Consider the following 13,369-nt stretch of genomic DNA (forward strand, 5'->3'; position numbering starts at 1 on the left):
CAGGATCAGCCACCGTGAAGGACGCGCCGGAGGTCCGGCTCCCCGCGGGGACGCTGCGAGGTGCTCGCGAGTCCGCCGTGGCGGTCTTCCGCGGGATCCCCTATGCGGCGCCGCCGGTCGGCGCCGACCGGTTCGCCGCACCGCGACCGCCGGACCGCTGGGCGGGCGTCCGCGAGGCGACGGCATTCGGGCCGTCCGCACCGCAGACCGACGTCTTCGGCAGCGGTTCCGCTGCGGGGCCGGCCGGCGACGGCTGGCTCACCGTGAACGTCTGGTCGCCCTCCCCCGGCCCGGGCGCCCGCCTGCCGGTGCTGGTGTGGATCCACGGCGGCGGTTACACGGTCGGCCGGTCGAGCTCCCCCGAGTACGACGGTGGCCGGCTCGCCCGCGAGGGCCCGGTCGTCCTCGTGACGTTCAACTACCGGCTCGGCGTCGAGGGCTTCGCGCACATCGACGGGGCGCCGGCCAACCGGGGCCTGCTCGACCAGGTCGCGGCCCTGGAGTGGGTGCGTGACAACATCGGCGCGTTCGGTGGCGACCCGGCCCGGGTGACCGTCTTCGGCGAGTCGGCGGGTGGCGGTTCCGTCGCGGCGTTGCTCGCCATGCCGCGTGCGTCGGGACTGTTCCGCGCCGCCGTCGCGCAGAGCGTGCCCGGCACGTTCTTCTCCCCGGCCTTCGCCGCCGGGATCGCCGCCGCCCTGGCGGCCGAGGTGGGGCCGCGCTTCGCCGACGTCGACCCGGCCCGTCTCGCCGCGGCCGCCGACCGGGTCACGGCCGGGTTCCGGTCGATCCGGTTCTCGCCGGTGGTCGACGGGGAGGTGCTGCCGACGACGCCGTGGGAAGCCGTGGGCGACCGCGACATTCCGCTGCTGACCGGCCACACCCGGGACGAGTACCGCCTGTTCACGGTCCTCAACGGCGGCCCGGCGACGACCTGCGCCGTCGAGCAGCTGGCCCCCGGCGGTGCGCGGAGCTATCCGGAGTCCTTCCCGGACGCCGGCCCCGAGCTCCTCGACGAGCTCGTGCAGTCCGACTGGCTGTTCCGCATGCCGTCGCTGCACCTGGCCGAGGCCCGGGTCGCCGGCGGCGGGCGGGCGTTCCTCTACGAGCTGACCTGGCCGGCCCCGGGTCTGGGGGGCGCCCTCGGTGCGTGTCACGGGCTCGACGTGCCGCTGGTGTTCGGCAATCTGACGAGCGGCCAGACCGCCGTGCTGCTCGGCGACCGGCCCGGGGACGACGCGATCGAGTTGTCCGCGCAGATGCGGGCCGCCTGGATCGCGTTCGCCACCGATGGCGATCCAGGCTGGCCCGCCTACTCCGCGGAGCAGCGGCTCACCCGGATCTTCGACATCCCGGGTTCGGTCACCGCGTACCCCGAAGAGCTCTCACGCCTGATCTGGCAGTCCCACTCCTTCGAAGCCCGGTGACCGCGCCGGGGCCGGCCGGCTCCGGGCCGGGTCGCCGTCGAGGCGCATCGCGACGAGCGCGGCGATCGGGGTGACCAGCAGAGCGGCGCCCGGCACCAGCGAGATGCCGTCGGCCGGATAGCCGAGCCCTTCGACCGCGAACAGCAGGTCGGGCGCGATGTGCCCGGGGAACGCCCCGGCCAGCCACAGCACGACGGTGCCGGGCAGCCCGGCCAGGGCCAGCAGCACCCACAGCGCGGCGGTGCGCCCGCGGGGCCGGGCCCGGTGCCGGCGGAGCAGCGCGACGAGGACCACGGCCAGCGGGATCCCGACGAACGCCCCGGCGACCGCGCTGCCGGAGTCCTCGCTGTCGGCCGGCACCGGCAGCAGCCCGGCGGCCAGGACCAGCGCCGCCGGCACCGCGATCACCAGGGCCGTCACCCACCCCGGGAGGCGGTGCCGGCGGACCGCGACGGCGGCGACGGCGGCCAGCAGCACACCGAGAACGGCCAGGCCGACAGTGGTGGGGCGGAGGCCGGACGGAAGGTACGGGTGATTGACGCCGGGCGTGCCCTGGGACAGCAGCAGCGGGACACAGACAGCCGCGAGGACCGCCGCCACCGCGATCCGCCGCCGCACCGTCCGCTCGCTCCCGGCGGCCAGCGGTCCCCGGGCGACGGTCCAGCCCAGCGCCACTGTCGCACCGCCCACCAGCAGCGCGAGCCGCAGCCCACCGGCGCCGTGCACGCCGAGGCGGACGAGCACCCCGTCGGCGCCGATCAGCACGCCGGCCAGCACCAGCGCGGCCGGCACCGCGCGCCGCCGGTCGGCCACCGCGACGAGCAGGGCGAGCGCGGCGAGCAGGATCGACGTCCAGCGCAGCTCGGCGACCCACAGGTAGATCTCACCGTCGCCGCCGGGCATCGGCGCCGACGCGGAGACGCCGGGCATGGCCGGGCCGAGGATCGCCACCGTGCAGGCCCAGGCGATGACGGCCAGGGCCAGGCCGGTCGCCCCGGCCGCGATGAGCACGGCCGGCCGGGGACGGGGTTCGTCGCCGGTCGCGACCGGGCGGAGAGCGCGCTCGGGCAGTGGGCGCAGCGCGGCGGTCCCGAAGGCCAGGGCCAGCACGGCGAACACGGTGAGGGTGATCGCCCACGGCCCGAGGTGGTAGAACGCGCGGCTGCTGAGGGCGCCGGGCGGGATGACGGAGAACTCCGGGGGCGGATTCCCGGTCGTCAACGAGGCGACGGCGGCCCGCAGACCGGCGTCGCTCGTGAGGGCCATCGGCAGGGTGGCGGCCGCGGCGGCGAGCGCGGCCACCAGCGGCGTGCCGAGCAGGAACAGGCGCCGGCCCCGGACCGCGGCGACCCCGAGCAGCGCGATGCCGGGAATCCACACCAGCAGCCCGATGAGCAGGGCCAGGACGTACGTCAGGTCCTGCTCGGTCACGGCCGGCAGCAGCAACGCGGGCGTCATCAGCAGCGGGGCGACCGCGGCCGAGGTGGCCGGCCCGAACCGCGCGCCGGGTTCCAGCGGCATCCGCCGGCCCAGCCAGCGGCCCGCGAACAGGCACCACCCGGCGGTCGGCGCGGCGGTCACGGCGGCGGCGAACCAGGGCCAGGCGTAGTTGTCCGGCCACGCCAGAGCGACCAGCAGCGCGACGAACTGACTCACCCCCAGCGTGAGCAGCCCGGCGACGATCAGGGCACCGATCGGCGCGGGCGATCCGGTGGTCTCGGCCCAGCCCCGCGGCGCCCCCGAGGAATCGCGGAGCGGGGGCGAGGTCAGCAGGCTCAGCGCGTACGCGAGGGCCCGCCGCCCGCCGCCCGGCCGGGTCTCGATCTCCGACAGTTCGGCGTGCCACTCGCGGGCCATCTCCGCGCGGATGTCGGCCGGCCAGCGGCGCGCGGCCCGGTCGAGGCACCAGTGCGCGAGGCGGCTCATGCCGGCCTCGGCTCGGTGACGCCGGCCTTGTCGGCGCCGCTCGCCCGGTCGAGCTGCTGGCGCAGGGCGGCGATCTCGAGGCGGGCGGTGACCAGGCCGTCCGGGGTGAGCCGGTAGTAGCGCCGGGCGGGCCGGCCGGCGGCCACCGGGTCGACGTCCTCCCAGATCGCGTCGACCCAGCCGGCCCGCTGCAGGCGCAGCAGGATCGGGTAGAGGGTGCCGCTCGGGTGGCCGCTGGCGCGCATCAGGTCGAGGCCGTAACGGTCGGCCTCCGGATCTTCGAGGAACACGGCGAGCACCTTCGACACCGCCGCCGTGACCCGTACCGGGTTCGTCATGGCGGACACCGTAGCCGACCCTTCGTCGGTTTTCTACATAGGGTCGGCGTTGTGGCACTGTTTAGCGATGAGCTGGCCACGCCTGAACGTCAAAGACTGGACCGAGACCCGGGACACGCTGCACATGTGGACGCAGATCGTCGGGAAGATCCGGATGGCGCTGACCCCGCCGGTCAACCATTGGTGGCACGTCGCCCTCTACCCGACCGCCCGTGGCCTCGGCACCTCCGCCATGCCCTACGCCGACGGCACCCTCGACATCGAGTTCGACTTCCTCGACCACGTGCTCCGGCTGCGGACGAGCGACGGCGAGACCCGCACCGTCGCCCTGGAGTCGAAACCGGTCGCGACCTTCTACGCCGAGGTCATGCGAGCTCTGCCCGGCGTCACCATCCACCCGGTCCCCAACGAGGTCGAGCACGCCATCCCGTTCGCCGAGGACCAGACCCACAAGGTGTACGACGGTGCCGCCGCCCGCCTGTTCTGGAGCCAGCTGATCCAGGTCGAGCGGGTGTTCGACCGGTTCCGCAACGCGTTCGTCGGCAAGGCCAGCCCCGTGCACTACTTCTGGGGCGCGATGGACCTGGCGCACACCCGGTTCTCCGGCCGACTGGCCCCGCAGCACCCGGGCGGCGCTCCCAACTGCCCGCCGTCGGTGATGCACGAGGGCTACTCGCACGAGCTGGCCAGCTTCGGTTTCTGGCCGGGCGGCGGCGCCGAGGGGGCGTTCTACGCGTACGCCTATCCGGAGCCGATCGGCTACCCCGAGGCCCCCGTGCGCCCGGACGCCGCCTACTACGACGAGGACCTCCGCGAGTTCCTGCTGCCCTACGAGGCGGTGGCCGACGCCCCCGACCCCGACCGGGCCCTGCTCGACTTCCTCGAGTCGACCTATCGTGCCGCCGCCGACCTGTCCCACTGGGACCGCTCGGCCCTGGAACGCCCCACCGCACCCTGAGACGGGCTAGCCGAACCAGGTCAGGTCGACCGCGTCGGCGATCGCCTTCATCCCCGCGGTGTTCGGGTGCAGGTGGTCGCCGGAGTCGAGGGACGGCCGCAACCGGGTCGGGGCGGCCGGGTCCCGCGTCGCGGCGTCCAGGTCGAGCACCGCGTCGCACCCGTTCGTCGAGCCGCGGACGAAGGCGTTGTAGGCGGCCCGCCCGTTCTCGGCGGCCGCACTCCAGTAGTCGGCGCCGGACGCCTGGGTCAGCGTCGAGCAGATCACCTCGAGGCCGGCCCCGTGGGCGCGGTCGACGAGTTCGCGCAGGGCCCCGGTCAGCTCGCCGGCCTGGATCGAGCTGTCGTTGCCCAGGTCGTTGGCCGGCTCGTCGGAGATGATCACCCAGCGGGCGCCGGGGCGGGTCAGCACGTCCCGGTCGAAGCGCTTGAGCGCGCTGTCGCCGCCGGGGCCGTCGGTCAGCAGACGGTTGCCGCTGATCCCGGTGTTGAGCACGGCGACCGTACGCCCGGACTGCCGCAGCCGATCGGCGAGCAGGTCGGGCCAGCGCTGGTTGGTGCCGGCCTTCGAGGCGAGGCCGTCGGTGACCGAGGCGCCGAAGGCGACGACGGCACCGGACGCCGCGGTGTTGTGCACGTCCAGCCCGCTGAGGAAGTAGTAGGCGCCGGTGGTGCTCGACTCCCGCAGGCCGGCCGCGGCGAACTGGTTGCCGGGGGCGGCGTAGTTGGTGCGGTTCGCCAGCACGTGTTCGGTCGGGGCGCCGGTGGCCTCGGGCAGGTACATGCTGACCGTCAGATCGGTGTCGGGCCGGACGGTGAACGCGACCTCGTCGGAGACGGCCTCGGCGCCGGCCGCCACGGTGACCGAGTCGGCGCCGCCGAAGGTGATCGCGCGGGCGCTCGTCAGGTCGATGCCGGCGCCGCCGGTGGGGTGGGCCAGGCCGACTCCGGTGACGGTCAGCGGGGCGCCGCCGAACTCGTTCGACACCCGCAGGCGCACCCGGTCGCCGCCGATGCTGGTGTGCACGATCTGGCGCAGCGTCTGGTCCTTGAACCCGTCGCGGCCGGACTGCACGCCGGCCGCCCAGGTGCCGACCCACCCCGGTTCGGGCGTGGGCGCGACGACCGGGCCGGCCGAGCGCCCGGCGGAGGGCCGGGCGGCGGGCTGGGCGGGTCGCTCGGTGGCCGCGCATCCCGCCACGGCCAGCACCATCACCAGGGCAGCCCTGGTCCACCGCATCTCGTCCCCCGCCCGTCACGAAACCCCGGAAGATCCTCTCACGCGGCCCCCGAGCCGGTGGCCGGCCACGATCGCGTTACCGGTCTCGTCCGCCCGCCGTCGGCGCACGCGTGGTTGCGGGGATCATGGACAGCGCGTTCCAGGGACGACGACCGAAGGACACCGATGCTGACCGACCTTGCCCCCGAAGATCTGGCCACCTACCGCAGTGCGCAGGTCAATCCGCCTGATTTCGACGCCTTCTGGGCCGAGACCCTGGCCGAGGCCGCCGAGCACGACATCGACGTGCGGCTGAGCGAGGTCGAGACCGGCCTGGCCACGATCAAGGTCTACGACGTCACCTTCAAGGGCTTCGCCGGCCAGGACGTCCGAGCCTGGCTGCGGGTGCCGGTCGGGATCGCCCAGCCGCTGCCGGCGGTGGTGCAGTACGTCGGGTACGGCGGTGGCCGCGGCCACGCGCTGGAGAACCTGTTCTGGGCGTCGGCCGGTTTCGCCCACCTCCAGATGGACACGCGGGGCCAGGGCTCCGGCTGGAGTCTCGGCGCCACCCCGGACATCGCCGAGATCCCGCCGCAGGTGCCGGGCGTGCTGACCAGGGGCGTCCTGGACCCGGCGACCTACTACTACCGGCGGCTGTTCACCGACGCGGTCCGGGCCGTGGACGCCGCCCGCGCGCTGGACGTGGTCGACGCCGGCCGGGTCTCGGTGGTCGGCGGCAGCCAGGGCGGCGGGATGGCGCTCGCCGTCTCCGGCCTGCGTCACGACCTGGCCGCGAGCGCCGCGTTCGTGCCGTTCCTCTGCGACTTCCCGCGCGCGGTCCGGGTGACCGACTCCTACCCGTACCGCGAGATCATCGACTATCTGAAGGTGCACCGCGGCGAGCAGGAGCAGGTGCACCACACCCTCGCCTACTTCGACGGCGTCAACTTCGCCCGGCGGGCGACCGCACCGGCCCTCTTCTCGGTCGCCCTGCGCGACCCGATCTGCCCCGCGTCCACCGTCTACGGCGCCTACCACGTCTACGGCGGGCCCCGGGAGATCAAGGTCTGGGAGTACAACGCGCACGAGGGCGGCGGCATCCTGGACGACGCGGCGGCGCTGCACCATTTCCGTACGCGAACCGGCGCCGCCTGAACCGTTCTCCGCACCGATTCAGCGCCGCGTCCGCATCGTCAGCAGCCCGTGGGTCTTGGCCAGCACGGCGGCGTCGGGCGGGATCGTCGTGCGGTCGCTCCCGGCCGGCCAGTAGCCGAACGACGGCTCGCCGGCCGGGCGGGCGTGCCGGTTCCAGGCGCGCATCTGCTCGACCAGCACGGCGGCGGCCGGCGCGGCGTCCCGGCCGAACGCCAGGGCGCCGAACTCGACGCCGCGGTCGGCCGGGCGGACCCGGATCAGGGCCAGGCCCCGCTCGTGCACGGTGCCGACCGGGAACAGCCGGGCGTGCCGGTCGAGCGGGCTGCCCTCGCCCACGGTCAGGCGGCAGAAGCCGGGCAGCTGCCAGGCCAGCCACAGGTAGAGGTCCGACCACGACATCGGGTCGGGGAACAGCACCCCGGACCACGCCTCGACCGGGCCGGTGGCGAGGACACCGGTGAGCGGGCCGGGCGGCGGGCTGCCGTCGAAGCGCAGCGTCACCCCGTCACCCAGGTCGACGAGGCTGTCGTCGTGGCGGCCGTGGCCCTGCATCGCGACGAAGCCGGCCACCCGCGCCGACGTGCTGACCAGGTGGTCGGTCTCGCGCCGGAACGCGATGGTCCGGGTGGCGCCGTTCATCACGAGCGGCACCACGAGCGTTCCGCCGGCCGTCAGCTGCCGGTGCCAGGCGGGGGCGATGTCCCAGGCCCCCACGGTCACGATGATCGCGTCGAACGGGCCGGGCACGTCGTCGTCGCCGTCGGCGGTCAGCACCGTCACCCGGTCGCCGTACCCCGCCCCGGCAAGCATCTGCGCGGCGCGCGCGGTGACCGAGGGGTCGATGTCGACGCTGACCACCCGGCCGCCGGGGCCGACGATCTCGGCGATCAGGGCGGCGTTCAGGCCACCCGAGCCGACCTCCAGCACGCTCATGCCGGGCCGCAGGTCCGCCTGTTCCAGCATCGCCGCCTGCACGTCCGCCGCGGTCACCGACGAGATCGCGGTCCCGGCCGGGTCACGTTTCGTGACCACGTTCTCGGACCCGTAAGCGGTCTGCGGCGCGGTGCCGGGTGGCATGAAATGCTCGCGCGGCACCGCCCGGAACGCCGCCTCGACCGGCGCGCTGACGATCGCGCCGGTCACCCGCAGGCGCTCGACGAGGTCCGACCGCAGCACAGAGGTCACGGGTCATTCCTATAGCAATCGCCGGACCGGCACCGACGATTCGGCACAGCGCCGGTACACGGATGAACCACTGCCCGCTCCGGCGGCGCTAGCGTCGGCGGTATGAGTCAACGCAGGACTCCCGACCCGGCGGTCGGTGAGCGGATCCGCACGCGCCGGTTGCTGCGCGGGTGGAGCGTCCGATTCGCGGCCAGCCGGGCCGGGGTCTCGCACGCCTCCTGGAGCCGGATCGAACGGGGGCTCCAGGCGGCCGACAACCGATTCACCCTGGCCGACATCGCCCGGGCGCTCGACTGCGCGCCGTCCGACCTGGCCGGCATCGGGGTGCCGGCGCAGGACCGGGCGGCCGCGGCGGGACGGGCGGCGGTGCTGGGCCTGCGCCGGGCGCTCATCGACATCGACCTGACCGAGCCGCCGTCCGGGGCCGCTCCCCCACCGGCGGCGCTGGCCCAGGGCGTGGCTCTGGCCGACGCCCGGCACAACGCCTGCGACTATGCGGGGGCCGCCCGGCTGCTCCCCGATCTGCTGCGGGACCTGCACACCGAGACGGCCGGCCCGGCCCACGCCGAGGCTCTGCGCCTGCTCTGCGAGGCCACCCACATCGCGTCCTCGGTGCTGCGCGGTCTCGGCCAACCGGCCGACGCCTGGCTGGGCGCGGAACGATGCCGGGAGGCGGCCGAGGCCTCCGGTGACCCGCTGCTGCCGGGCTTCGCCGCGTACGCCTCCGCCCGTGCCGCCGTGGCCTGCGGTTCCTACCAGCGGGGCCAGACCATCGCCGAGCGCGCGCTCGCCCGCCACCACGGCAGTCCCGAGATCCTGGGCTCGCTGCACCTGGTGGCGGCACTGGCGAGCCGTTGCCGGGGGCGCCTGGCGGACAGCCGCGACTGGCTGACCGAGGCCGCCGCGCTGGCCGCCCGGACCGGTGAGACCGACACGATGGGGATGTTCTTCGGCCCGACGAACGTGGACATCTGGCGGATGAGCATCGAGGCCGACGACGGCGACCCGGCCACCGTCGTCGAGATCGCCCGCCGCACCGACCCGGCCACGATCCCGGCCGGGGTCCGCCAGGTCTACTACTACGCCGACACGGCCCGCGCGCTGGCCCGGCTCGGCGCTCGCGACCGGGAGGCGATCCGTTTTCTGTTGACTGCGGAGCGTATTGCCCCACAGCACGTGCGCACCTCCGCGGAGCTGGCACAAACCGTCCGTGTGCTGCTCAATCGTTCCCGGCGACAGGCCGGCGGCACCGAGCTGCGAGCACTGTCCGAACGCCTGCAGTCCCAGTAACCGGGCGAATACGCCGCGGCTGCGCACTGGAGTGCGCTCCCGCCGATGACCAGAGTTCCAGGCATGCCGACCACAGACGCCGACACGATCGAAGCCCGGCCCCCTTCGATGCGACTGATGCTGCGAAACCTGCCGGCTCAATACCGGGAGATCCTCGTGGCGACCTATTTCCACCACCGCACCCCGCACGAGGCGGCCGAGCACCTGGGCCTGGCCCCCGAGGCGGCGAAGGCGCGCCTCTACGAGGCGATGCGCGACCTGTCCCTGATGATCGCGATGGGCCCCGACCTGGAGATCGGCTGACCGGTTGAGCCCGGCCTGCGCTCAGTCGGCCGGCTGTGTCGTCGGCGGGGTCGACGCCGGAGCGGTGGTCGCCTGGGCCGGTGCGGTGGTGGTCGGCCGCGGGACGACCGGCTTGGTGATCACGAGCGGGGGCGGAGGTGCCGCCGGCGCCGTTGTCGTCGGTGCGGCCGCTGGTGGCGTCGTCGCCGGCACGAATGCCCGCCAGCGTGCCTGCGCCTCCCCCGGCCCGCGCACGCATTGCATGAGCAGACCGGTCGAGGTTCGCCCGCTTGCTCCGGCGGGCGCGCAGAACGCCCCCGCGGTGATGCCGCCCCGGGTCGGAGCCGCGGTGGTCTTCACCGGGCTGTCCGCCCTGGTAGTCGCTGCTTCAGAAGTAGACGTCCGCGCGGGCGCGGCGCTCTCCGAGGAACCGTTTTCCGGCAGCGTCTGCTCCGCCTCGGGCGTCGCGGAGGCGGCCTCGGAGGCGGCCGACCCGGTGACGGCCGGCGCGAAGGCCGCCGACGGCGACGACGAGCCGCCGTGCAGGAGCCCGACGGCGACGACGATTCCGCCGACGACCGCCACCGCGCCGCCGCCGATCAGCGCCGGCACGGTGCGATCAGGTCTCATGCCGACCACCCTGGACCTCAGGGCGACCACCGTCGATCGCCGTTTCGGCCGGTCTCCGCGGCAAAACGGCGACCGCGCCGGCACGGCCACCTTGCTGCGCCTCGCCAGAATGTTGTCATGGTGGAATTCGGCAGCATCGCTGATTGGATTCAAGCCGGCGCAACGGTCGGCGCGCTGACGTACGTGGCTGTTCAGTTCCGTCGGGACCGGCGGCGTATCGCGGCTCTCGAGAAGCGGGACGAGGAGCAGCGCAGGAAAGATAGAGATCAACAGGCGCACAACGTCTGCACCGAGTTGGTGGTGCACGACTCGCAAACGCCAGCCGTGGTAGTGACCAACTACTCCGACAAACCCATCCGTAACGTGACGTTGCTGCTCCCGGTTATCGCAGCCGAGACGGAGGAACGCGGATCGCGGCAGATGATCCCGATCGCGCCGGTTCTCGGGCCACGCAGTCGCGTCCGAATCGATGCCAAGGCACTGGTAGCCCATCTGCGGCGACACCCGGGCGCTACACCGGCGTTTCGCCGGCTCAAGCTGTCGAACCTTCGCCTTTCGAACACTGAAGTCGGATTTCGGAACGTGACTTGCCGGGTCTACACCGGCGCCGTTTTCGAACGCCCGGAACTCGCTGCGACTCGCCTCGTTCTCCCTCGAGCGTCGTGCCCCGGCACTTTTGAAGTGACCTCGCTGGACGATGTCCACGAGTGGCCGAATTGACGCAGGCACGAATCCGCCGCCGACAACGTGGGGCCCCGTCCCGATGACGGGCGGGGCCCCACCTCCCCCCGCACTGCCGGGGAACACGGCGAACACCCGTCAGTGCGGAGAAGCCGCCAAGCGGACCGCCTCGACCTGCCCGTGGAGGGTGAGCTCGCCCGCGGCGTACGGGATGAGCAGGGTGTCGCCGTGCCGGACCGCGAGGCCGCCCAACCGGCCCTCGCCGCCGACCACCACCAGGATGCTGAAGCCCCGCTCCACCCGGTCGCCGCCGTAGACGCGGCGGGCGCTGAAGAACTCGTCGGCCGCCTCGGGCAGCAGCCGGACGGCGGTGCCGCGCAGGCCGGCGAGGCGGGACCGGGACCACCCGCCGCGGTCCACGCACTCGAGAGCCAGGTCGTAGCCGAGGCCGAGGTGACCGTCGGCGAGGCCGAAGTTCTCGTATTCCAGCAGCACCGAGAAATCGGTCGGCTCCTGGACCTCGACGAGCAGGATGCCGTCCCCGATCGCGTGCGGCAGGCCGGCCGGGCAGAGGATCGCGTCACCCGCCGCGACCGGGATCTTGTTGGTGGCGGCCAGCATCTCGTCCGTCCTCCGGTCGCGCACCCAGGCCTCGAGCTCGGCCGAGGCGACGTCACGGGCGAAACCCAGATGGACGTACGCGTCGGGTCGCGCCGAGACGATCACCCAGGCCTCGGTCTTGCCGTACGGCGAGGCCAGGTGCGCGTCGGCGAACCGCCGGTCGGGGTGCACGTGCAGCGGCAGGCGCTGGCCCGCGTCGAGCAGTTTGACGAGCACGCCGGTGTCGGTGCGGGCCGGGCCCAGCCACCAGGCCGGGTCGGCGGCGATCGCCTCGGCCAGCACCCGGCCGTCGTCCAGGGTCGACAGACCGGCCGGGGCCAGCTCGAACCGGCTGGTCACCGAGCCGACCCAGTCCTCGGGCCGGTCGGGCAGCGCCGGCCCGTTGCGGAAGCCGGCGATCCGGCCGGCGCCGCGGTAGAACGTCTCGGGCTGGTTGGCGGCCAGGGCGAAAACGGTCATCGGTTGTCCTCCCGGGAAGCGGCGAGTGCGGCCAGGAAGCCGCCGACGAACGTGTCGCCCAGGCCGACGGTAGTCGGGTCGGGGATGTCGAGCTCGAATCCGGGCACGCAGCGGACCATGTCGCCGAGCCGATCGCGCAGCGCGGCGGCGAAGGTCACCGAGGCGGGCCGCCGGGGCCGGCCGCGCAGGCGCTCGACGTCCGGGAGGGTGAAGTCGTCGCCGTGGGCGTACCGGGTGGCGGCCATCACGATGCCGTTCTCCACCGCCTCGGTGTAGTCCCCGGCGCCCAGGGCCAGCGCCCAATATTTGGTGTGCAGCACCAGTGTCGGCACCGGGATCAGCTCGTGGATCGCGGTCAGGGCGGCGGCCACGTCGGCCGGGTCGAGCAGGTCGACGGGCCGATTCAGGTAGGACTGCAGTTCGTCCTCGTTCAGCCCGTACACGTCGATGTCGGGGAGCAACGCCGCCCGGACCCGGCGGCTGAAGTCGGGTCGGTGGTAGGCCGCGTCCTCGAAGTAGGTGACCGCGCCGGCCGGCAACCGGCGCATGTGCCGCTTCAGCTCGGCGAGCCGGGCCTCGAGTTCCGGCGCCGAGCGCATGGCGTTGAAGCCGGAGATCAGGAAGACCTCCGCGGCGCTCAGCCGGTCGCCGAGGTCGTCGGTGAGCCGCATGTCGGCGTTGGCCGGGTCGTTGACGTAGATCAGCCGGTTCGGGAACGGGGCGTGCAGGTCGAGGTCGTTGGCCCGGATCCGCAGACCCCTGTGGTACTGCACGATCAGGTGCGGATAGAAGGTGTCCGCACCGCCGCTGTCGACCCACTCGGTGCCGGCCGGGAGCAGCCGGCGGAACGTGTCGTTGACGCTCACCAGGTGCAGCGTCGACGGCACGCCGAGCCGGCTCATCAGTAGGCCGGCCCGCACCGAGGTGCCGCCGAGGGTCTCCCGGTGCGGGAACCGGCCGGCGAAATCGGACAGTGCCGGGGCGGAGGCGACGAAGTGCTCGCCGCCCGCGCCCCGGGACAGGTATCCGAGGATCGACACCAGGAGGTCCCGCTCACCGGTCACCGCATGCGGCGCGACCGACAGTTCCGCGGCTACCACGCCGTACTCGATGATCAGCTTTTCCAGAACGCCAGCGGTCAGCTTCAACTCGTAGTCGACGCAACCGCCGAGGCCCAGAACTACGCGGGAGGCCTGCAT

General features: G+C 73.6%; 13 protein-coding genes. 6 read left to right on the plus strand and 7 right to left on the minus strand.

The features are described 5' to 3' along the window. Window positions 1-14: 14 nt before the first annotated feature. Window positions 15-1,427, plus strand: a complete 1,413-nt coding sequence (locus tag Afe05nite_RS11130; RefSeq protein WP_239117725.1) for a carboxylesterase/lipase family protein — start codon at window positions 15-17, stop codon at window positions 1,425-1,427. Here the strand turns inward: Afe05nite_RS11130 and Afe05nite_RS11135 are convergent. After that, on the minus strand, window positions 1,386-3,353 hold the full coding sequence (locus Afe05nite_RS11135) for a hypothetical protein (protein WP_203816941.1): 1,968 nt from the start codon (window positions 3,351-3,353) through the stop codon (window positions 1,386-1,388). The genes Afe05nite_RS11130 and Afe05nite_RS11135 overlap by 42 nt on opposite strands. Next, complete coding sequence (locus Afe05nite_RS11140; RefSeq protein WP_203816942.1) at window positions 3,350-3,691, minus strand: PadR family transcriptional regulator; 342 nt, start codon at window positions 3,689-3,691, stop codon at window positions 3,350-3,352. Before Afe05nite_RS11140 ends, Afe05nite_RS11135 begins: the two co-directional genes overlap by 4 nt. Window positions 3,692-3,758: 67 nt before the next feature. On the opposite strand from Afe05nite_RS11140, the gene Afe05nite_RS11145 reads away from it, so the two are divergent. Next, a complete protein-coding gene (locus Afe05nite_RS11145; protein ID WP_203816943.1) occupies window positions 3,759-4,649 on the plus strand; it encodes a DUF5996 family protein in 891 nt (296 codons plus the stop codon). A gap of 6 nt (window positions 4,650-4,655) precedes the next feature. On the opposite strand, the gene Afe05nite_RS11150 is transcribed toward Afe05nite_RS11145, so the two are convergent. Then, window positions 4,656-5,888 carry a GDSL-type esterase/lipase family protein gene (locus tag Afe05nite_RS11150; protein ID WP_203816944.1) on the minus strand — a complete coding sequence of 411 codons (1,233 nt, stop codon included), beginning with the start codon at window positions 5,886-5,888 and terminating at the stop codon, window positions 4,656-4,658. Between the two features lie 165 nt (window positions 5,889-6,053). Here Afe05nite_RS11150 and Afe05nite_RS11155 point away from each other — a divergent pair, with 165 nt between their 5' ends. Further along, a complete protein-coding gene (locus tag Afe05nite_RS11155) occupies window positions 6,054-7,022 on the plus strand; it encodes an acetylxylan esterase (RefSeq protein WP_203816945.1) in 969 nt (322 codons plus the stop codon). 18 nt (window positions 7,023-7,040) lie between these two features. On the opposite strand, the gene fxlM is transcribed toward Afe05nite_RS11155, so the two are convergent. Further along, on the minus strand, window positions 7,041-8,207 hold the full coding sequence (gene fxlM / locus Afe05nite_RS11160; protein ID WP_203816946.1) for a methyltransferase, FxLD system: 1,167 nt from the start codon (window positions 8,205-8,207) through the stop codon (window positions 7,041-7,043). A gap of 102 nt (window positions 8,208-8,309) precedes the next feature. Between fxlM and Afe05nite_RS11165 the strand changes: the two genes are divergently transcribed. Beyond that, the gene (locus tag Afe05nite_RS11165) at window positions 8,310-9,497 is read left to right on the plus strand and encodes a helix-turn-helix domain-containing protein (RefSeq protein WP_203816947.1); all 1,188 of its coding nucleotides are present in this window, start codon (window positions 8,310-8,312) and stop codon (window positions 9,495-9,497) included. Between the two features lie 63 nt (window positions 9,498-9,560). Beyond that, on the plus strand, window positions 9,561-9,800 hold the full coding sequence (locus Afe05nite_RS11170; protein ID WP_239117726.1) for a sigma factor-like helix-turn-helix DNA-binding protein: 240 nt from the start codon (window positions 9,561-9,563) through the stop codon (window positions 9,798-9,800). A 21-nt stretch (window positions 9,801-9,821) separates the two neighbouring features. On the opposite strand, the gene Afe05nite_RS11175 is transcribed toward Afe05nite_RS11170, so the two are convergent. Next, window positions 9,822-10,409, minus strand: a complete 588-nt coding sequence (locus Afe05nite_RS11175; RefSeq protein ID WP_203816948.1) for a hypothetical protein — start codon at window positions 10,407-10,409, stop codon at window positions 9,822-9,824. A 117-nt stretch (window positions 10,410-10,526) separates the two neighbouring features. On the opposite strand from Afe05nite_RS11175, the gene Afe05nite_RS11180 reads away from it, so the two are divergent. Further along, window positions 10,527-11,129: a hypothetical protein gene (locus Afe05nite_RS11180; RefSeq protein ID WP_203816949.1), complete on the plus strand. Its 603-nt coding sequence runs from the start codon at window positions 10,527-10,529 to the stop codon at window positions 11,127-11,129. Between the two features lie 99 nt (window positions 11,130-11,228). On the opposite strand, the gene Afe05nite_RS11185 is transcribed toward Afe05nite_RS11180, so the two are convergent. Next, entirely contained in the window at window positions 11,229-12,170 is a 942-nt protein-coding gene (locus tag Afe05nite_RS11185; RefSeq protein ID WP_203816950.1) for a class I mannose-6-phosphate isomerase, read from the minus strand. Continuing rightward, window positions 12,167-13,369: an ADP-dependent glucokinase/phosphofructokinase gene (locus Afe05nite_RS11190; protein ID WP_203816951.1), complete on the minus strand. Its 1,203-nt coding sequence runs from the start codon at window positions 13,367-13,369 to the stop codon at window positions 12,167-12,169. Before Afe05nite_RS11190 ends, Afe05nite_RS11185 begins: the two co-directional genes overlap by 4 nt.

This window comes from Paractinoplanes ferrugineus (assembly GCF_016862195.1).
GTDB classification, from domain to species: domain Bacteria; phylum Actinomycetota; class Actinomycetes; order Mycobacteriales; family Micromonosporaceae; genus Actinoplanes; species Actinoplanes ferrugineus.